The 20,172-nt window shown below is 37.7% G+C and carries 20 protein-coding genes; 3 read left to right on the top strand and 17 right to left on the bottom strand.

The features are described 5' to 3' along the window. Positions 1 to 97: 97 nt before the first annotated feature. A complete protein-coding gene (locus tag HXV90_RS16595; protein ID WP_048393626.1) occupies positions 98 to 994 on the bottom strand; it encodes a LysR family transcriptional regulator in 897 nt (298 codons plus the stop codon). 297 nt (positions 995 to 1,291) lie between these two features. After that, on the bottom strand, positions 1,292 to 2,257 hold the full coding sequence (gene argF, locus HXV90_RS16600; protein WP_048393624.1) for an ornithine carbamoyltransferase: 966 nt from the start codon (positions 2,255 to 2,257) through the stop codon (positions 1,292 to 1,294). Positions 2,258 to 2,499: 242 nt separating this feature from the next. Here argF and HXV90_RS16605 point away from each other — a divergent pair, with 242 nt between their 5' ends. Together HXV90_RS16605 and HXV90_RS16610 are read left to right on the top strand one after the other, a co-directional pair. Continuing rightward, positions 2,500 to 2,946, top strand: a complete 447-nt coding sequence (locus tag HXV90_RS16605; protein WP_257960575.1) for a MarR family winged helix-turn-helix transcriptional regulator — start codon at positions 2,500 to 2,502, stop codon at positions 2,944 to 2,946. 22 nt (positions 2,947 to 2,968) lie between these two features. After that, on the top strand, positions 2,969 to 3,967 hold the full coding sequence (locus HXV90_RS16610; protein ID WP_112116323.1) for a serine hydrolase domain-containing protein: 999 nt from the start codon (positions 2,969 to 2,971) through the stop codon (positions 3,965 to 3,967). 413 nt (positions 3,968 to 4,380) lie between these two features. Here HXV90_RS16610 and HXV90_RS16615 read toward each other — a convergent pair whose 3' ends face one another. Together HXV90_RS16615 and HXV90_RS16620 are read right to left on the bottom strand one after the other, a co-directional pair. Further along, positions 4,381 to 5,469, bottom strand: a complete 1,089-nt coding sequence (locus HXV90_RS16615; protein ID WP_016994857.1) for a M42 family metallopeptidase — start codon at positions 5,467 to 5,469, stop codon at positions 4,381 to 4,383. A gap of 94 nt (positions 5,470 to 5,563) precedes the next feature. Next, a complete protein-coding gene (locus HXV90_RS16620) occupies positions 5,564 to 6,049 on the bottom strand; it encodes a dUTP diphosphatase (protein ID WP_269897632.1) in 486 nt (161 codons plus the stop codon). Positions 6,050 to 6,154: 105 nt separating this feature from the next. On the opposite strand from HXV90_RS16620, the gene HXV90_RS16625 reads away from it, so the two are divergent. Next, the gene (locus tag HXV90_RS16625) at positions 6,155 to 6,550 is read left to right on the top strand and encodes a hypothetical protein (protein ID WP_004226335.1); all 396 of its coding nucleotides are present in this window, start codon (positions 6,155 to 6,157) and stop codon (positions 6,548 to 6,550) included. Between the two features lie 23 nt (positions 6,551 to 6,573). Here HXV90_RS16625 and HXV90_RS16630 read toward each other — a convergent pair whose 3' ends face one another. From HXV90_RS16630 to HXV90_RS16690, 13 genes are all read right to left on the bottom strand, one after another. After that, positions 6,574 to 6,837 carry a DUF1294 domain-containing protein gene (locus HXV90_RS16630; protein ID WP_269897633.1) on the bottom strand — a complete coding sequence of 88 codons (264 nt, stop codon included), beginning with the start codon at positions 6,835 to 6,837 and terminating at the stop codon, positions 6,574 to 6,576. Positions 6,838 to 6,983: 146 nt separating this feature from the next. After that, positions 6,984 to 7,343: a 50S ribosomal protein L20 gene (gene rplT / locus HXV90_RS16635; protein ID WP_025114500.1), complete on the bottom strand. Its 360-nt coding sequence runs from the start codon at positions 7,341 to 7,343 to the stop codon at positions 6,984 to 6,986. 57 nt (positions 7,344 to 7,400) lie between these two features. After that, complete coding sequence (gene rpmI / locus HXV90_RS16640; protein WP_004226312.1) at positions 7,401 to 7,601, bottom strand: 50S ribosomal protein L35; 201 nt, start codon at positions 7,599 to 7,601, stop codon at positions 7,401 to 7,403. 31 nt (positions 7,602 to 7,632) lie between these two features. Continuing rightward, a complete protein-coding gene (gene infC, locus HXV90_RS16645; protein WP_016994853.1) occupies positions 7,633 to 8,136 on the bottom strand; it encodes a translation initiation factor IF-3 in 504 nt (167 codons plus the stop codon). Positions 8,137 to 8,551: 415 nt separating this feature from the next. Beyond that, on the bottom strand, positions 8,552 to 10,483 hold the full coding sequence (thrS, locus tag HXV90_RS16650; protein WP_048393612.1) for a threonine--tRNA ligase: 1,932 nt from the start codon (positions 10,481 to 10,483) through the stop codon (positions 8,552 to 8,554). A gap of 554 nt (positions 10,484 to 11,037) precedes the next feature. Next, complete coding sequence (dnaI, locus tag HXV90_RS16655) at positions 11,038 to 11,943, bottom strand: primosomal protein DnaI (RefSeq protein ID WP_231595667.1); 906 nt, start codon at positions 11,941 to 11,943, stop codon at positions 11,038 to 11,040. Positions 11,944 to 11,994: 51 nt separating this feature from the next. Continuing rightward, positions 11,995 to 13,359: a replication initiation and membrane attachment family protein gene (locus HXV90_RS16660; RefSeq protein WP_269897634.1), complete on the bottom strand. Its 1,365-nt coding sequence runs from the start codon at positions 13,357 to 13,359 to the stop codon at positions 11,995 to 11,997. Positions 13,360 to 13,375: 16 nt separating this feature from the next. Next, positions 13,376 to 13,846: a transcriptional regulator NrdR gene (nrdR, locus tag HXV90_RS16665; protein ID WP_004226277.1), complete on the bottom strand. Its 471-nt coding sequence runs from the start codon at positions 13,844 to 13,846 to the stop codon at positions 13,376 to 13,378. A gap of 187 nt (positions 13,847 to 14,033) precedes the next feature. After that, positions 14,034 to 15,056, bottom strand: a complete 1,023-nt coding sequence (locus HXV90_RS16670; protein ID WP_004226274.1) for a glyceraldehyde-3-phosphate dehydrogenase — start codon at positions 15,054 to 15,056, stop codon at positions 14,034 to 14,036. Positions 15,057 to 15,259: 203 nt separating this feature from the next. Next, on the bottom strand, positions 15,260 to 15,856 hold the full coding sequence (coaE, locus tag HXV90_RS16675; protein ID WP_048393604.1) for a dephospho-CoA kinase: 597 nt from the start codon (positions 15,854 to 15,856) through the stop codon (positions 15,260 to 15,262). Between the two features lie 13 nt (positions 15,857 to 15,869). Then, the gene (mutM, locus tag HXV90_RS16680; protein WP_048393602.1) at positions 15,870 to 16,742 is read right to left on the bottom strand and encodes a bifunctional DNA-formamidopyrimidine glycosylase/DNA-(apurinic or apyrimidinic site) lyase; all 873 of its coding nucleotides are present in this window, start codon (positions 16,740 to 16,742) and stop codon (positions 15,870 to 15,872) included. A gap of 12 nt (positions 16,743 to 16,754) precedes the next feature. After that, on the bottom strand, positions 16,755 to 19,382 hold the full coding sequence (gene polA, locus HXV90_RS16685) for a DNA polymerase I (RefSeq protein WP_269897635.1): 2,628 nt from the start codon (positions 19,380 to 19,382) through the stop codon (positions 16,755 to 16,757). A 209-nt stretch (positions 19,383 to 19,591) separates the two neighbouring features. Then, positions 19,592 to 19,951 carry a hypothetical protein gene (locus tag HXV90_RS16690; protein WP_048393597.1) on the bottom strand — a complete coding sequence of 120 codons (360 nt, stop codon included), beginning with the start codon at positions 19,949 to 19,951 and terminating at the stop codon, positions 19,592 to 19,594. Between the last annotated feature and the right edge of the window lie 221 nt (positions 19,952 to 20,172).

A 20,172-nucleotide genomic window follows, 5' to 3' on the forward strand; every position in this document is an offset into this window, starting at 1 on the left:
ATGTTTTGTTGGATTGAGAATGATATTACCGTTCCTTTAGACGATATGCAATAGGTACAGTAATAGAAAAAATTTTATGTGGTGATAAAATTTTTTATCAATACGTGTCTCCTATGCTTTCAAAATGCTTAGCTGTTTCACAAATTGTCTGCCAAAAGGCAGATGGCAACGTCTCTTTCTCTTTATAGGTTAAAAATATATGTTGATTCATATCCAGCAAATGCTTAACGTCTATCTCCACAAATTCACCGCTTTCCAGTTCCTTTTTAATGCATAGATGTGGTAAAAAGCTTAGATAGTCTTTTGTCCGAATAAACTCTTTGGCAACTTCTAAATGATCTGTTCGTACCTCAATATTGGCTGCTACTCCCTCTACCTCGAACATTTTATGCACATAATTCCAATCAAACGCGCCACATTCAAAAAACACCATTTTCTGTTGAGCTAATTCTTTTGCTTGAATAAGTTCATTTAGTTGTAATGGGTGATCACGGTGTTTGACAAGTTTCACTGTATTGTTCAATAAAAGCTCGTTCTCAATGTCATCCCCATGCACATATTGAATAAAGCCTAGATGAATTTGATGGCTTTGTAGCTTTTCTAAAATATTTGTTGTGGAACCTGTAAATAATTGAAAACGCAAATAAGGAAATTGCTCTTTCCATTTAGGCAATGCATAGGCTAAAAAATACTGGGCTGTTACACCGTTTGCACCAATACATACCTCATCGGTCTCCTGCGTTTCTTCTAATTGCTTCTTTCCTTGCTGAAATGTTTGCACAATTTGCGTGGCAAATGGTAAAAAATCTTTCCCTTTCTCTGATACGCTCACACTCCTTCCATCTCGGTAAAATAACTCAACACCTAGCTCTCGTTCTAATGATTTAATACGTGCAGTTACAGTCGGCTGTGAAAGAAATAATGCATTGGCTGCTTTATGGATACTTTTGTAATGGACAACATATAAAAATGCCTCGATATGGTCTATATTCACGAGGAGTTCACTCCTTCATTACTTATTTAACCTATTATATAAATAATTCCTTATATTCTCTATAACTTATAAGAAAACTATGTTTTATATTTTTGACAAAGAAAAAAAGTAACCCAGCGTCTCCCAGGTTACTTTACTATGTAGCGATGTAGCCATCCATCTTGACAACAAACATCGCACGTGGTGAACATCCCTCTGTCTGCCTACCACTTTTATGTTATTCACATGAACACCCTCTGTTGTCCATGTAAACTCTATCTATCGTACTTCTCAACTCGAGAAAGCATATGTCTCAATTTAAGCTAAAATCGATGCTAATACAGCTTTTTGAGCATGCAATCTATTTTCGGCTTGCTCAAAGATGTAAGAATTAGGTCCGTCAATAACTGAAGTCGCAACCTCTTCCTCACGATGTGCTGGTAAGCAATGTAAGAACATATAATTTGGTTTTGCATAGGCTACTAGCTCATCATTAATTTGATAGCCAGCAAAATCTTGTAAACGTTTTGCTGTTTCTTCCTCTTGACCCATAGATGTCCAAACATCAGCATAGACGACATCTGCATTTAATACTGCTTCAACAGGATCATTCGTGATCATAATCGTACTGCCATTTGCTGCCGCAATGGCCTGTGCTTTAGCGATGACTTCCCCATCACATTCATACCCTACAGGTGTCGCAACAGCTACATTCATGCCAACGTGTGCTGAAGCTACTACGAGTGAGTGTGCTACATTGTTGCCATCACCTACATAGGCAATTTTAAGTCCTTTTAACATGCCTTTATTTTCTGCAATCGTCTCTAAATCAGCTAATGCCTGGCAAGGATGATAAATATCCGTTAATCCATTGATGACAGGGATTGCTGCATGCTCTGCAAGCTCTTTGACCATTTTGTGAGAGTTTGCGCGAATCATAATGCCATCTAAATAGCCAGATAATACATGCGCTGTATCGTAAATTGATTCACCACGACCAATTTGCAAATCACGCGCATGCATAAACATGCTTTTTCCACCTAATTGATTCATACCAACTTCAAATGAAATACGTGTACGAGTTGAATGTTTTTCGAAAATCATGCCAAGCGTTTTACCTTCTAGTAATCTTGGACATTTCCCCTCTTTTGTAATCATCTTAAGCTGTGTTGCTAATTCAATAAGATCCTGGACCTCTTGACTTGTATAGTCTAGCAAAGTTAGTAAATCTTTTCCCTTTAAACTAGACACTAACTTTAACTGTACTTCTTCGAGTAATTTCATAGCCTTCGCTCCTTATATCGTTGCTGTTGAAATTAGTATAACATGCATAAATATAAAATCAACTGAATTTTTATAATTAATCTTAATTATTATTCATTTGTTATTAAATGTGTCAAAAATTCGTCAAATCGAATATTTATACATGTTTTCTTTTTTACTAAACATTCATATTCTTAAATAATTGCATTATATTTTATATATCTTTATAATTAATATGCATTAACTATTGAGGCGGTGAAAAAATGGAAAAAGAGCTGATACAGCTGGTCAAAGAGCTGAACCAAGTAGAATATGAAACAAATGTGATGCTAACAGAAGAATTCTCCACCCTATTAGATGAAACATTAACTACAAAGCAGGCACTATTTTTAAGTCTTCTTCAAACACATGGCCCTTTGCAAACCTTCGAATTAGCAAAGTTGATGGGGACATCTGCTAGTGCTGTAAGTCAATTAGTAGGAAGATTAGAACAGGAGAGCTTTATAAAAAGAACCATAAATAAAAAGGACCGTAGAGAGATCATCATCGAGTTAGATACGCGGGGCTTTTATTATTTTCAAAAACAGGAAGAAATTGAACTAGCCATTATCAATAAATACTATTCACAGCTCTCTAAAGAGGATTTACTGCAATTAAAAGAAATATACACGAAACTCCATGCTATCGTCTCTAGCGATCAAAAAAATTAGAGATTGAAAAGGAGGAATATTTGTGGATTTAAATGATTTAAAAAAGGATATTTTTAAAATTGCTTATCCTTACGTAAAGACTCGTCCGAATGTAATCCTATCCATTGGTGTTATTTGTCGTAATCTAGATGCTGCTTTTATATTCAACGGCTCAAATGTCACATATGATAAAAAACCCTATGTCTATGAAATTGGGTCAATCTCTAAAGTTTTAACAACATCCATGTTTGGGGAAATGATTCAAGAAGGAATCGTGAAGATAGAAGATTCTATCGCCAAATACTTTTCTGAAATTCCCGATAATCACCCTGTAACTTTGAGGCATTTGGCAAATCACACATCTGGTCTACCGGGAATTGATGTACTGAAGAACATCTATAATCTTTTTGATAGCCAAACACCTCGTGATCCCTTTTGTCCCTACTCATTGAATGAGGCAATACAGTATTTTAAAACCCATACCCAGGAGCCTAAAGTTAAGTTTAGATATTCTAATGTAGGAATGGGCCTTTTAGGATATTTATTAGCAAATGAACTTCACACTGACTTTGAAACAGCCATTACTCGTAGAATCGTAGAACCTTTAAATTTAACGAATACCTTTATTTCTATCCCCCCCTCTAAAGAAAATACCGTATTGAAGGGATATTCTGTTCGGGGACATAACAAGCCCCCACTTGAAATGAATGAATTTATGGCAGCTGGCGCTATACGATCCACTGTTGATGATTTATTAAAATTTTTAAAAATACACATTGGCAATCAAAATTCAGGCTATCTATTAACACATCAAGCTACTCATACTATTTCAAAAGATGTAAGCATCGGATTAGGATGGGTACTTGAAGACGATATTATTTGGCATAACGGATCAACGAAAGGCTTCTCTAGTTATCTAGGATTTAATAAAAAACAGCAAACAGGTGTCGTGATTCTATCCAATTATCGATCCTCTATACTAGCAACAAACCCTCTTGAAATGGGGAAAAATATTCTACAGCTCTTGCAAAATTCTTTATAGCGAAAATGGGGTGTTTCTTGAAATGGTATAAACGGGAATACCCTATTCTTCACAAGAACTACTTGTAGCTCCTATACATAGCTTGAAACCTGTCAACCTTTACTCATTCTTAATAGTTCTATGCTTGTTAAACGCTTCTAGAAGCTAGCAATGATTCTTGTCATAAGCTAACTTAACATGGGCTGTTGCTCAGCACAGCAACAATCAATTTACTTGCAGATATTTTCCATTAACCTACAAATTAATACTTCTCTATATTTTGATTTCTATAAGAGTCTTACTCACTAAGAAGAATGGGACTTGTGTTTATAATTAACTATTCATATTAACAAGTCTAATTGTCTTGGAATGAGTAAAAAAGCCTCCTAACATTTTGTTAGAAGGCAAAATCATGCTATATCTATTTAGCAGTATCAGTCAAAAGTAATTTTATTGACTGCATCACGGTCTAATTTTTTAATGACTTCTACCATTAATTTAACGGCATTATCATAATCATCACGATGTAGGATACCTGCATGTGAATGAATATAGCGTGTTGCAATACCGATTGATAGTGCTGGTACACCATTTGCTGTTACGTGGATGGAGCCAGCATCTGTACCACCGCCAGCCATCGCTTCAAATTGATATGGAATATTGTGCTCATCTGCTACATCTAATACGAATTCACGTAAGCCACGATGTGAAACCATAGATGCATCATACACAACGATTTGAGGGCCTGCACCCATCTTACTCGTTGATTCTTTTGCTGTAACTCCAGGAGTATCTCCTGCTACACCTACGTCCACTGCAAATCCAATATCTGGTTGGATTTTATGTGTAGCAGTTTTTGCACCGCGAAGTCCAACTTCTTCTTGTACATTCCCTACAGAATAAAGAATATTAGGGTGCTTTTCATTTTGTAACGCTTTCATAACATCAATCGCGATTGCACAGCCGATACGGTTATCCCAAGCTTTAGCTAATAGATACTTATCATTTTTCATTACATTAAATTCAAAGTACGGTGTTACCATATCGCCAGGACGTACGCCCCACTCAAGTACTTCATCTTTAGAAGCTGCACCAATATCAATAAACATATCTTTAATGTCTACTACCTTATTACGTACATCCGCAGGTAAAATATGAGGTGGCTTTGAACCAATAACCCCAATCACTTCATCGCCCTTACGTGTAGTAATCGTTACACGCTGTGCAAGCATAACTTGGCTCCACCAGCCACCCACTGTTTGGAATTTGATAAAGCCTTTGTCATCAATTTGTGTAACCATGAAGCCTACTTCATCTAAATGTCCTGCTACAACAATTTTAGGACCGTTTTCATCGCCAACTTTTTTAGCAATGACACTACCTAAGTTATCTGTTTCTACAGTATCTGCATATGGTGCAATGTATTTTTTCATGACCTCACGCGGTGCACGTTCATTACCTGCGATACCATTCGCATCTGTTAAATCTTTAAACATTTGTAATGTTGGATCTAGTTGTGTCATCCTTTTGCCTCCTACTTCTTGTATCTATTTTATTATACTTCGTTTACCGAAATATTCCTAGCTTAATCGTCTGAAAATTGGTGTATTTCTTAATTTAATAACCTGAACGCTGCCGATGATAATTTTCTTGATTTTTTTCAAGATAAGCACCAACTACATCCTCAAATGTAAAACCGAGATTATACGCTAATAATCCATAGTATTGCCAAATAGCTAAATAACGCTCCTCTGTAGGTTGATGAATAAATGCTAAAATAACACTTTGTATTTCTAAAAAAGTAGCTGTTAAATCTTTGTTTTCTTCTACGAAAGGCCACATTTCAATCGATGTATAGCCCTTTAATAAGCCAAGAGATAAGATAAAATGAATCGAATCTACATATTCTTCTAAAATGACTTCACGTGCTGATGGTCCCTTTGTGCTCCAAAATTTAAAGCAACGTGTTTCATTAGCAAGCTCAGCTAGTTCCACTAGTAAGGCTAAGCCCTTTTCCTGAAACACATCTTGCTGAATATTTTGTGTTTGCTCGATAAAATCATCAAGCTCTTTTTGCATGGTAAACAATTGTTGTAAATTCATTTTTTTCTCCTAAATTTCTAAAAAATTTTTTATAAAAAGTGAAACTATTTGACCCTTCTAATCGTATAGGAAAGAATAACCTTTCTTCAAGGGGGAAATTTAAACATGTTGCCGTTACTAATTCGACTTGCTGTAATAGCGCTTATTATCTATGTATTTTACAAAGCGATTCGTTATATAACTGATCCTAAACGCAAACTTGATGAAGCCTATGAAAAAGGCCAGTATTATTTCTATGATGACGTTAAAAATGTCCGAAAAAATTTCTTTATTTCCTATAAAGGTGCTCTTTTTGAAGGTGAAAAATACCTAGGCACAACAGAGGATGCATTTGAGGTTGTAACCATTTTCGTCGGTGCGCGCGATGCTGCAACATTACAAGGCTTCAGCAAAAGCGACTTTGAATATTTGCAGCAAGAAATATTATTGAACTATCCAAGCGCCAAAATCAATTGGAAGCAGCCCATTGAACAGCTTATGCGAAACACATCCCCATCATGAGGATGTGTTTTAATTATTCTCATTTATGTCCAGAGCTGCACAATGATAAAAATTTGTATGGCTGCAAGTAGGGGAAAACCAAATGCAAAACGATTATGACGTGTTTTGTGGCGGAATAAATACATACCCAATACACCCCCAGCTGCCCCTCCTGCTATGGCTAGTGTAAATAATGTACGCTCTGCTATACGCCATTCATGATTCTTTGCGCGTGATTTATCCATCCCCATTAATATGAGCAATACAATTGATACAATGTTCATATAAGCTAATAATGCTTGTCCCATTTCTTACTCCTTTAAAACCGTGATACTATTAATCTAACACAAAAAAGACTGATGGAAAAACCCATCAGTCTTTTTATTGCACTTATGATATTTTGCACCTGTCGCTACGCTTTCGGTGCAGAAATAATAGTGAATGTTGTCAGCTATTATTTAGCTACTGCTTTTTTAGCAGCGTCTGCTAATTGAGTGAATGCTGTAGCATCAGTTACTGCAAGGTCAGCTAACATTTTACGGTTAACTTCGATACCTGCAACTTTTAAACCGTGCATTAAACGGCTATAAGAAAGACCGTTCATACGAGCAGCTGCGTTGATACGAGTGATCCATAATTTACGGAAATCACGTTTTTTCTGACGACGGTCACGGTATGCATATTGACCTGATTTCATTACTGCTTGGTTAGCAACTTTGTATAATGTATGTTTTGAACCATAGTAACCTTTAGCTAATTTCAATACTTTTTTACGACGTTTGCGCGTCACTGTTCCGCCTTTTACGCGTGGCATATGAATTACCTCCTGCTTTTCATTAAAAAATGAATGTTAGTATTTTTTTGTAGTCAATTATTTCATGTAAACAAGTAAAGATTTGATGCGTTTGAAGTCACCAGATGATACGATGTTCGCTTTACGTAGGTGACGTTTTTGTTTCGTAGATTTGTTTGCGAATAAGTGGCTTCCATAAGCACGGTCGTATTTTAATTTACCTGAACCCGTTTTTTTGAAACGTTTCGCAGCTCCACGGTGAGTTTTCATTTTTGGCATGTCGAATTCCTCCTAAACTGTTCGTCTAATATTATTTCTCGTTCTTTGGTTGAAGAACTAAGAACATGCTTCGGCCTTCCATCTTCGGTTTTTGTTCTACCGTTGATACTTCAGCACAAGCTTCAGCAAAACGATCTAACACACGTTGACCAATCTCTTTGTGTGTGATCGCACGACCTTTGAAACGTAGGCTACATTTTACTTTATCGCCTTTTTCAAGGAATTTAATCGCATTACGTAACTTCGTTTGGAAATCATGCTCATCGATTGTTGGGCTCAAACGAACCTCTTTCATTACGATGACCTTTTGATTTTTACGAATTTCACGGTCTTTCTTTTGCTGTTCAAACTTAAATTTACCATAGTCCATGATACGAGCGACTGGCGGCTTGGCTTGAGGGGCCACAAGGACAAGATCCAAGTTTACACGAGCGGCGATTTCTAGCGCTTCATTACGTGTCTTTACACCAAGCTGGTCACCATTGTGATCGATTAATCGAAGTTCACGTGCGCGAATGCCTTCGTTTACATACATGTCTTTGCTAATAGTAATCCACCTCCAAGTAGTTGTCGCGAATACATGGTTTGGGCAAAGCCTTGCCCGGTTGAACGGTACATCCTCTCGTCATGTCCATAAAAAAAGGACGGACATTTTTGAAGATGTCCGCCCGCTATATGTGCATGCGCAAGTCTACGCAAAACAATTCAACGTGTCATACCTGTTCACAGCCTTTAAAGCGTTGTATCAGGTGAGAAGCGGGCAGCCTCTACTTCAACCACAAACTTTGTATTCATTAACCTTAATTATATTAGCATGTATATGATAAGCTGTCAAATATTTATTTTCTTATCAGTGCTAACATAACCAAAAGGAAGCTATTCTATACAAATGCAAGATTTATTTTATACAGAAACCCTCACTTTGGCAAGCGAGGGTTTCTAGTTAAAGCTTATTTTGTAATTTCTGTTTTTATAGCTGCTAGGAAATCCTCAAAGCTAATTGTTTCGGAATCTTTCGAGCCATAACGTCGCACATTTACGCCATTTGCCTCAACTTCTTTATCCCCGATAACAAGCATATAAGGAATCTTTTTCATTTGTGCCTCACGGATTTTATAGCCTAATTTCTCTTCACGATCATCCATTTCCACACGTAAACCAGCCGCTGTAAGTTGCTCTTCAATTTGCTTTGCATAGTCGAAGTGAGCTTCATTCGATACTGGAATAACTTCAACTTGTACCGGTGCTAACCAAGTTGGGAATGCTCCTTTGTATTCTTCAATTAAGAAGGCAACAAAACGTTCCATTGTTGATACAACACCACGGTGGATAACAACTGGACGATGAGGCTTACCATCTTCCCCAACATAAGTTAGGTCGAAGCGTTCTGGTAATAAGAAGTCTAATTGAACTGTAGATAAAGTCTCTTCTTTCCCAATCGCTGTTTTTACTTGAACGTCAAGTTTAGGACCATAGAATGCAGCCTCACCTTCCGCTTCAAAGTAGTCTAAGCCAAGTTCATCCATTGCTTCTTTTAGCATACTTTGTGCTTTTTCCCACATTGCATCATCATCGAAGTATTTCTCAGTATCTGCTGGGTCGCGATAAGATAAACGGAATGAGTAATCATTAAGGTCGAAATCTTTATAAACCTCTAAAATTAACTGTACTACTTTTTGGAATTCCGCTTTAATTTGATCTGGGCGAACAAAAATATGGGCATCATTTAATGTCATCCCACGAACACGTTGTAAGCCTGAAACAGCCCCTGACATTTCGTAACGGTGCATTGTGCCAAGCTCTGCAATACGCAATGGTAGGTTACGATATGAATGCATGCTGTTTTTGTACACCATCATATGGTGAGGACAGTTCATTGGACGCATAATTAATGTTTCATTATCCATTTCCATTGGTGGGAAAATTGAATCTTGATAATGATCCCAGTGACCAGAAGTTTGATAAAGCTCTTTAGAACCTAATACTGGCGTATAAACGTGCTTATAGCCAAGTGATAATTCTTTATCGACAATATAACGTTCAATAACACGACGAATTGTTGCACCATTTGGTAACCAAAGTGGTAAACCTTGGCCAACTTTTTGGGAAGTTGTAAACAGTTCTAATTCTTTTCCGATTTTACGGTGATCACGTTCTTTTGCTTCTTCTAGCATTTGAAGGTGGTGTTTTAATTCCTCTTTTTTGAAGAACGCTGTACCATAAATACGTTGTAACATTTTGTTATCAGAGTTCCCTCTCCAGTAAGCACCCGCTAATGATAAAAGCTTGAATTCACGAAGTTTACCCGTAGATGGTACATGGATACCACGGCAAAGATCAAAAAACTCGCCTTGATAATAAATAGATACTTGCTCATCTGCAGGAATGGCTTCAAGTAATTCTAATTTATACTCATCGCCAATTTCTTCATAAAGGGCTTGTGCTTCTGCACGGCTTACATTTTTGCGTTCTACCTCAAGGTTTTCAGCAATAATTTTCTTCATTTCTTTTTCAATGGCTGGTAGATCTTCAGCAGTGATTGGTGTTGGTGAGTCGATATCATAGTAGAAACCACCTTCAATTACCGGACCAATCCCAAGCTTTACATCTGGGAATAGACGTTTAATAGCTTGCGCTGTTAAATGGGCAGTTGAGTGACGTAAAATTTCAAGTGCTGCCTCATCATCTTGTGTAATGATTGCAATTGTTGCATCCTCTTCAATTGGTGTTTTTAAATCCACTAACACACCATTAATTTTACCTGCATACGCTTTTTTCCGTAAGCCAGGGCTAATAGATAATGCTACGTCATCAGTTGATGTGCCTTTTGCAAATTCCTTTACAGCGCCATCTGGGAAAGTTAATTTAATCATTTCTGACATATCCTTTGCACTCCTTTGTTTTTGATAAATACATAATGCTTGATGATTGGCTGGAGCAATGTTTGTGTGACTCTACGGCTTGGTTTGAGCGGAGTCATTGCTTTTTTAAGCATTTCTCTGTTCAATCGGAGCGGCATCTTCATGTTTCTGAGCGGTTTCTTACTCTCTATGAGCGAATTTACCACTTTCGCGAGCGACTTATCTCCCTATATGAGCAGAGCCACCACTATTTCAATGAAATCTGAGAAAAATAAAAAAAGCTCCGTCCCTCACAAAAGGGACGAAGCGTATGCTCGTGGTTCCACCCTTCTTCCTTCCGACTTACATAAAGTCAGACGAAGCTCAAGGCTAGCTAACGGGCTAGGGACCGGCGAAAGATTATCCCTTTCGCTGCTCAGTAGGTAGTAAATAATGTGCCCATACTAGGAAGTTTTCAGCCGATGACTTCCCTCTCTAAAAGCTGATACACAAAATTCATGTCCTCATCAATGCATATTGATATTAAGTATATGAGTCAGTATACGCTCGATTGTCGAAAAATGCAACTATCAATGTTACATCCGACGATTTTTGCCTCGCATTTCGATCGGCACTGTTAGGGCTTTAATTCGCTCCATAATTCGTCCCGCTTTAACAACCTCAATATCACCTTTTTGTGACTGAGCTAAGTGATGCTCTAATTCTTCATAGTTAAAATTAGACGTAATAAAAGTTGGCAATTGTTCTGCCATCCGATAATGGAAAATAGTCCCCAAAATTTCATCACGTGTCCAGGCAGTCATTGTCTCCGCGCCTAAATCATCTAGCATTAAGACAGGAGCCTTTTTAATATAATCAATTTTCTCATTCAATGTATTATCGCCAATGGCATTTTTCATTTCTCGTAAAAATTCTGGAACGAAAACTACCACAGAGCGGATTTTAATAGAGGCTAATTCATTGGCCAATGCCCCAAGTACAAAGGATTTCCCTACACCGAATTTACCATATAGGTAAAAACCTTTTGCAGGTAATTGACCAGTTTCTTTTGTTATTTTAACAAATTGAGCTGCTTTTTGTGCAATCGCCACACGTGATTCATCATCAATACTTAAATCATGAATTGTTGCTTGTAGCACATCTTTGGGCATATGCATACTTGCAATCATATTCGCAACATCTCGGCGTTCTTCTTCCCTAATCTTTTGCTCACAGCGCACATAGTCCATTTCAATAGAATTCCGAACAACCCTTAATGTCGGGATGAATCCTTTTAAATAGTTTGTACAATGTTCGGTATTATCACACCCACAGCACTCAGTAGATTGACTAATAAACTCATGCAGTTTAGGTAAATTTCGCTCAACATTGTCATAGTTTAATTCATCTGCATGCTGCGCTAAAAATTCCTGCACATGCGGGTGCTCTAAAATTTCACGTCGCATGGCTTCATAGCGTTCTTGGAACGAGGGTACATTAATTGCTCGCTTTAGTGGTCCATTTATAGGTTCGATTACTGCTCACCTTCTTTACTATTCGCTTTTTCCTAGCATCTCTAATATTTTTTGTCGCTCTTTTTCAAAATCTATAGTACTAGAGGTAGATTCCTCTTGATTGTCATTTCGTTTATAGAACCATTCAGGCACTTTTTCTTCACGTTGATATCTTGAACGTCCTTTAGTCTGTTGAGTCGTTTTATTGGACGTTTGCGGCTTGTTTTTCCAAGCTGTATATTTATCATGCTCTTGACGTGCAAGTTCCATTGCTTCCTTAGCGGTCTGGACATTTTTTCGTACCCAATGATCAGCAATCGTTTCCACATATTTTTTAGGGAGCTTCATATCTGTTGTTAGCATAACGTATTCTAACAATGCATTAACCACTCCAATTGGCATGCCATGTTGAACGATTAAATTTTCTGCAAGTTGGACTGAGGTTTGTAATGGTTCTTTACCATTATTTATATCTCTTAAAACTTGGACAGGTGCCGTTGTTTCTAAATAGTGTTGAAGTTCCTGATCCTTGGTTTTTTGTCCCGCTTCTGCTACTGGTAGAGGATCGGTGACACGGGCAAGTTTTGGCGGCTCCTTGGATACGGTTAATTTATAAAAATCAGCAGCAGCCTTTCGTAAACGTTCCTGAGAAATTCCTAAATCATCATCTAAAGCAAGTATGACTACTTTTTGCATATCAAGGGCTGTTAAATGATATAAAAATGCCAACTTGGCTATAGCTTCACGCACTTCAAATGTCAACAAATTGGAAGGTACCAATTGCTCAGACAAACCTGCTTGCAATAAATCAAAATCGAATTGCTCCAAATAAAAAGGATATACTTTTTGTTGTTTATCCTTATGACTCGTATCCACTTGTAAATCTGATGGGATATTGGCATGAACAGGCTTATAGACATCAATAAAAGCACGAGATACATCCTTAAACGCCGAGTCCTTTACAGGTGACATAAAGCGCTGACGTAAGTTGCGATAAGCCTGCTCTCCAATTTTACTAAACAAAAACATCGACAGCAGCGGGTCTTTCATAAAGCTATCTGCATCTAATGGGCGCTGTAGCTCATATAAAAAACTCCGCTCACCAGCATTTTCTTTTTTCCATGTACGCAGCAAACCAATAGCTTCTAAAGCAATACGAGCCTCAAACACTTTACCAATTGGTAGCCCTAGCACATTCATTAAATAATAATGTGTCATTTGCTGCTTTGGCATTTGCTCTGCTTCTGCCCATAATGTTAAATAGAGGCTAACTGGCTCTGATCCCGTTAATGGTTGATAAAATAATGTAACTAATTGACGCTCTTGTGTAGAAAATGCATGAGGTAGACGAATGTCGAAAGGATCGCCAGGCTGCAATTCCTTATATAAATGAATCAACGTCATTCATCCTCTCTGTTTGCTATGATTTCTTCTCCGTTTGACGTTGAATAATGTCCTTTATTTCTTCAATAAAGACATTGATATCTTTAAACTGACGGTAGACCGACGCAAAACGCACATAGGCAACCTCATCAATTTTGGCTAAGCGGTCCATGACCATTTCGCCAACATCTTCTGAGCGTACTTCCGAATTTCCAATACGACGAAGATCTTTTTCAATGGACAAAACAAGTTCCTCCAGCACATCAAGTGCCACTGGGCGTTTTTCACAAGCACGAATAAGCCCACGAAGTACCTTCTCACGGCTAAACTCTTCTCGTGAACCTTCCTTTTTCACAACGACTAATGGTGTCTCTTCAATTTTTTCAAACGTTGTAAAACGGAAGCCACATGACTCACATTCACGACGTCTACGAATTTCTTTATTATCATCTACTGGCCTCGAATCCACAACACGCGTTCCGTTAAATTGGCAAGATGGACATCTCATATAATTACTCTCCTGGTTTACAACAATTTAATATATCTATTATAACAAATTTCCTACATGTAAGAAAAGTGCATTCACGTTTGTGGGCTCATGATAAATCTAAAGCACCTGAAGTACAAGAAAAGTTTCTGTAAAAAAAGAGCACATTGAAACCTTTTCGATTTCAATGTGCTATCTATAGAAATTATTACGCGTTTACCGTTTCTAAAGCATTTGCCACTTTTTTCACAAGGTCAACAACGCGTGCAGAGTAGCCCCACTCGTTATCATACCAAGCAAGTACTTTTACTTTGCGGTTGCCTAACACCATTGTAGAAAGTCCATCAACTGTTGAAGAATAAGTTGTTGTATTGTAATCAGAAGATACTAATGGCTCAACAGAGAAATTAAGGATACCCTTCATCGGACCTTCTGTTGCCGCTTTTACAAATGCTGCATTAACTGCATCAACTGTTACATCTGTATTTAAATCTACTACAAGGTCAACTAAAGATACGTTTGGTGTTGGAACACGAAGTGCCATACCATGAATTTTACCCTCTAATTCAGGTAACACTAATTTTAAGGCTTTCGCTGCACCTGTAGATGTTGGGATAATGGATTGGGCGCATCCACGTGCACGACGTAGATCTTTATGCGGATTGTCTAAGTTCTTTTGGTCATTTGTATAAGCATGAACTGTTGTCATTAAACCATTCTCAATACCAAACGTGTCATTCAATACTTTTGCTACTGGCGCTAAGCAGTTTGTTGTACAAGAAGCATTTGAAATAACATCATGTTTCGCAATATCCAATTTGTCATCATTTACACCTAAAACAATTGTGACATCCTCGTTTTTACCTGGTGCTGTTAAAATTACTTTTTTCGCGCCAGCTGCTAAGTGCATCGCTGCTTTATCACGCTCATTAAATTTTCCTGTAGCTTCAATAACGATATCTACACCCATTGTAGACCAAGGTAATTTTAAAGGATCACGTTCACTAATAATTTGAACTCGTTTACCATTTACAACTAAAGCATCGCCTGCTGGTTCTACCGTACCTTCAAATGTTCCGTGATTTGTGTCATACTTAATCAAATGTGCTAACGTTTCTGCAGGATAGCTAGCGTTAATTGCAACGATGTTTAAATCTTGTTGTACGATAGCCTGGCGGAAAACCATACGTCCGATACGCCCGAAACCATTAATAGCAATTGATACTGTCATTTATAATATCCTCCTGTGAGTACATACTCAGATTAATTAATTATATACTTTATGGTGATTAGTATAACACAATTTCAAAAAAGATGAACATTATATATTGAGAATATAAAAGTTCTTATTTTCTGAAAAATTATTCTTTATTATGGCGTTTCCCCATAAAAAAATGCGTAGCAAGGTCGGCTTGCTACGCATTATAAAAGAACTCATGAAATAACATCCCAATAATGCAGGATTTTTTTTAATTGTTCTTCTGTACTTTCTATATTTTCATTATTATAAATGACCGCATGTGCACCCTTTTCTTTGACAGACATCGGCAGTTGAGAGTGCATACGTGCCAATGCATCTTCTTTAGATAAATTATTTCGTTCCATTAAACGTCGAAGCTGAACTTCTTCACTGACCGATACCACAATGATACGTTCCACAAAATGTTGAAGCTTACTCTCAAATAACAAAGGAATGTCCATCACAACATGTTCATGTCCTGCTTCTAAATAAGCATCACGCTGACGTAACATTTCTTTTCTGATTGCTGGATGTATGATATCATTTAACGTTTTGCGTTTGGCAGGCTCATGAAATATGATATCTCCCAGCATAGTTCGATTTAAATTGCCGTCCTCAAGCAAGATAGCTTGTCCGAAGCTTTCAGCAATCAATGCTAATGTTTCAGTTCCAGGTTCTACGACATCTCGTGCTACAACATCTGCATCAACAATCGGTAAACCCAGTTCGCTCATCATTTTAGCTACTGTACTTTTTCCACTTGCAATACTTCCTGTTAGTCCGATAATCATTGCTAAATCCCCTTTAATGTTGACAATTTGGGCAATAGACAGAGGTACGCCCTCCAATTGTCATTTGACTTGTTGCCGTTTCACATGCTGGACATACCTTTTTCCCATACATTTTTAATCGATTCTGCATACTCCCTGCTTCCCCATTAATATTCCGATAATCAGAAATAGTTGAACCACCCGCTTCAATGCTTTGACGTAGGACAGCAACAATCTCCTCAAATAATGCTCGCTTCCGCTTTTCACTAATGCGGCTCATTTTGCGTGCAGGGTGAATTTTCTGAGCAAACAATGCCTCTGTTGCATAAATATTGCCACAGCCCGAAATGACTTGCCCATCCATAATTACTTCTTTTACGGCTTTATTTTCATATTTCGGTAGCTTAGATTTTGTTATAAAAAAATCACATGCATGCTCATCAAATGGCTCTGGTGCCATTTTTGTCAATGGTGCATGATCTTCAATTTTTGTCAGAAAACGAAGTTCACCGAATCGACGAATATCTGAATAAATCAAGTATCCCCCATCTGCCATTTCAAATGTCGCATGGATATGCTTTTGAAATTTCGCCTCATTGATTTCTTCGGGTGAATTCACAACAAACCAAGCACCTGTCATCCCTAAGTGACTAACAAGAACATATGGAACATCATCCTTCAGCAAATGAAAGAAAATATATTTTGCTCTTCGTTCAATTTTGGTAATGGTCATCTGGGACAAAGTACTTTCAAATGCATCAGGCGCTGCTTGTTTGACAATACATTGTTTACCCTCACTAAAAGAGAAATGTACTCGTTCAGAAAGCTGAACCTGTTGAATGGTACGTCCTTCAACTGTTGGCTTCAATGCCTGGACGACACCCTCTACCTCTGGTAATTCAGGCATTTGAATCCCTCCTTATTTTGCCTCGTACCAAGTTGAGCCATGGTTAAAATCTACTTTAAGCGGTACAGCAAGCTCAATAGCGTTTTCCATGACTTCAGGTACAATTTTTTCGAGTAAGGCAATCTCTTCCTTTGGTGCCTCAAAGATTAGCTCATCGTGCACTTGAAGTAGCAGTTTTGCCTGCATCTTTTCTTTTTTCAATCGAGCATCCATATCAATCATTGCCTTTTTAATGATATCAGCTGCACTACCTTGAATTGGCGTATTCATCGCCGTACGCTCAGCAAAGCTTCTTAAATTAAAGTTTGAGCTTGTTATATCCGGTAAATAACGGCGTCTATTTAATATCGTTGTCACATAACCATTAAATTTTGCATTTTGTACAATGTCATCCATGTACTGTTTTACACCAGGGAAACTTGCGAAATACTTTTCAATAAAATTAGCCGCTTCCTTACGCGTAATATCTAAGTTTTGTGATAGACCATAATCACTAATACCGTAGACTATTCCAAAGTTAACAGCTTTCGCTGCGCGACGCATATTACTATCAACCTCATCTTCTGACACATGAAATACATCCATAGCTGTACGTGTATGAACGTCCATTCCTTCACGGAAAGCCTCAACAAGGTTTTTATCTTCTGACATATGTGCAAGAACACGTAATTCAATTTGCGAATAGTCAGCAGAAAATAATATCCAATCCTCTTTTGAAGGTACAAAGGCTTGACGAATTTTGCGGCCCTCCTCCAAACGAATTGGGATGTTTTGTAAATTCGGATCTGTTGAGCTTAAACGCCCTGTTGCAGTTAAAGCTTGCTGGAAGCGCGTATGCACTTTACTATCTGATACATGAATCTCCTTTAGTAAGCCTTCAATATATGTGGATTGTAATTTTCCAAGTTGGCGATACAACAGAATATGTTCGATGATAGCATGCTCTGACTGTAATTTTTCTAGGACATCTGCAGCAGTTGAATAGCCTGTCTTAGTCTTTTTAATCACAGGTAGCCCTAGCTTATCGAATAGAATCACACCTAATTGTTTTGGTGAATTAATATTAAAGGTTTCTCCAGCTTCTGCATAAATTTCTTGCTCAATTACTACAAGTTTATCATTAAGCTCTTGCCCCATTTTCTCTAACGTAGCGCGGTTAACCGTAATCCCTTCGCTTTCCATTTCACCTAAAATTCCTGCCAATGGTAGCTCTAGGTTTTTATAAAGATCGAATTGTTCATTTTCCTTTAATAAGGCTTCCAGTTTCGGCTGTAATGACCATACTGCAAAAGCTTTACGGCTAACATGCTGTGCAAGTTGGTCCAAATCAGGTATTGCACGCTTGGCACCTTTTCCATATACCGCTTCATCTGCTTGGACATCATAGTAGCCTAATTCCCTTGCAAGTGTTGCGATATCATCGCCACTTAATGCTGGATTATTAATATAAGAGGCAAGTAGCAAATCAAAGTCAACGCCAGCTAATTGAATCCCAGCTCGCTTTAATGATGCTTGAGCTGCCTTAGAATCGGATATATATTTTATTTTTGTGGCATCTTCTAGCCAACGACGGAGAATATCTGATTTTGCTGCTTTATCAAATGGAATATATTGCGTCTTTACGCCATCTGATAAGGCAATTCCCAGCTGCTGACAAGTATGATAGTGCTCGTTTTCAAGCTCTACATGCACAGCCATCACATCTTTTAAATCCTCAGGTCGAACTTCCTGGACAAGGTCATAATCGAGAGGCGCCTGTTCTTCTTCTTGCACTGTAAAGTCACTTTTATCAAGCAGCGATTTAAAGCCAAGCTCACGCCACACATTGATTAATTCATCTTCTTTTGGCCCATTATATTCAAGATCAGCCAGTGAAATGGTGATTGGAGCATCCGTATAAATCGTTGCCAGCTTCTTACTCATGATGGCTTGCTCTTCATTAGCTACAAGCTTTTCCTTCATTTTAGAAGCTTTCAATGTATCCATTGCTTCATAAAGTGATTCAACGGAGCCATGCTCTTTTAATAATTTTACAGCCGTTTTTTCCCCGACGCCTGGTACACCAGGAATATTATCGGAGGAATCCCCCATCAAGCCTTTCATATCAATAATTTGAAGCGGCGTTAACCCATACTTTTCCGCAATAAAGGCTGGTGTATTTTTCTCTATTTCCGTAATACCTTTTTTCGTTATATAAACGGTTACTTGCTCTGTCGCCAGCTGAGTTAAATCACGGTCTCCTGAAACGATGATAACATCCATATCCTGCGACGAAGCCTCTTTAGCAAGCGTTCCGATAATATCATCCGCTTCATATAACTCCTGCTCATATTGCTTAATACCATACGCATCAATGAGCTTTCGTAAATAAGGAAATTGCTCTGATAATTCTGGTGGTGTCTTTTGACGTCCTCCTTTATATTCTGTAAAGGTTTCATGGCGGAATGTTGTTTTCCCAGCATCAAAAGCAACCAATATTTTGGTTGGCTGTTCTTCCTCTAATATTCTTTGTAGCATTGTTGTAAAGCCGTATACAGCATTAGTATGAATGCCACTATCATTCGTTAGCAATGGCAACGCAAAAAACGCGCGATACGCTAAACTATTACCGTCCAATAATAGTAATTTTTCCTTGGTCATGATTTTATCCTCCTGCGTTGTCTTCTTCTTCTACTTTATCATAACAATACATTTCAAGTAAAAAAAGCAGGCGTCCACCCTCAAGGTTATCCATTATTTTTAATGGTTTATCCACCACTTTTAGACTTTATCCGCTACTTTAGCATTCCTATTCATTCAAAAAAGCCAACCGCGCGCAGCGGTTGACTTGTTTAAAATATTTTAACTCCTTAACGCATATTACCTATAATAGATGAACGACTATCCTGCATTTTTTTTACAAAATTAGTCATTACATCAAAAGCCTCATTTCGTTTACTATTCATGCTTTGTAAACGGAGCATATCCATTTGACCTTGCTGTGCATTCAAATCAGCTAGCTGTTGATTTCGTTGTTGAACATCCTCTAGTTGATCCTTAAGCTGATTTTCTAACAGCTGTGCTCGCTGTGATTGGACTGCCTGTAATGCTGATTCTAGATCCATGCCTTGAATATCAATTGGTTGAATTAGGCTATTAGCAGAGGATTGCCCTGCCCCACTAAATAATAATCCGACTGCTAAAGCACTTCCAAACACGACCTTTTTCATCTTTATTACCTCCTATTAAAATGAATCTTTGCTTATCATACATACTAAAGGTTAAAACTAGGTTAAAAAATATAATATGGTATGTATGCATCTGCCTATCAAGTTTAGTCATTGACTATTCTCAATAACTTGACTGTACTACAGATTAAATAAGGGCAATACTGACAAATGTTAATAATTTTCGTATTAACAAGGCATAAGACGTATTACATCCATTACTA

Source organism: Lysinibacillus sp. JK80, assembly GCF_027557635.1.
GTDB classification, from domain to species: Bacteria; Bacillota; Bacilli; order Bacillales_A; family Planococcaceae; genus Lysinibacillus; species Lysinibacillus capsici.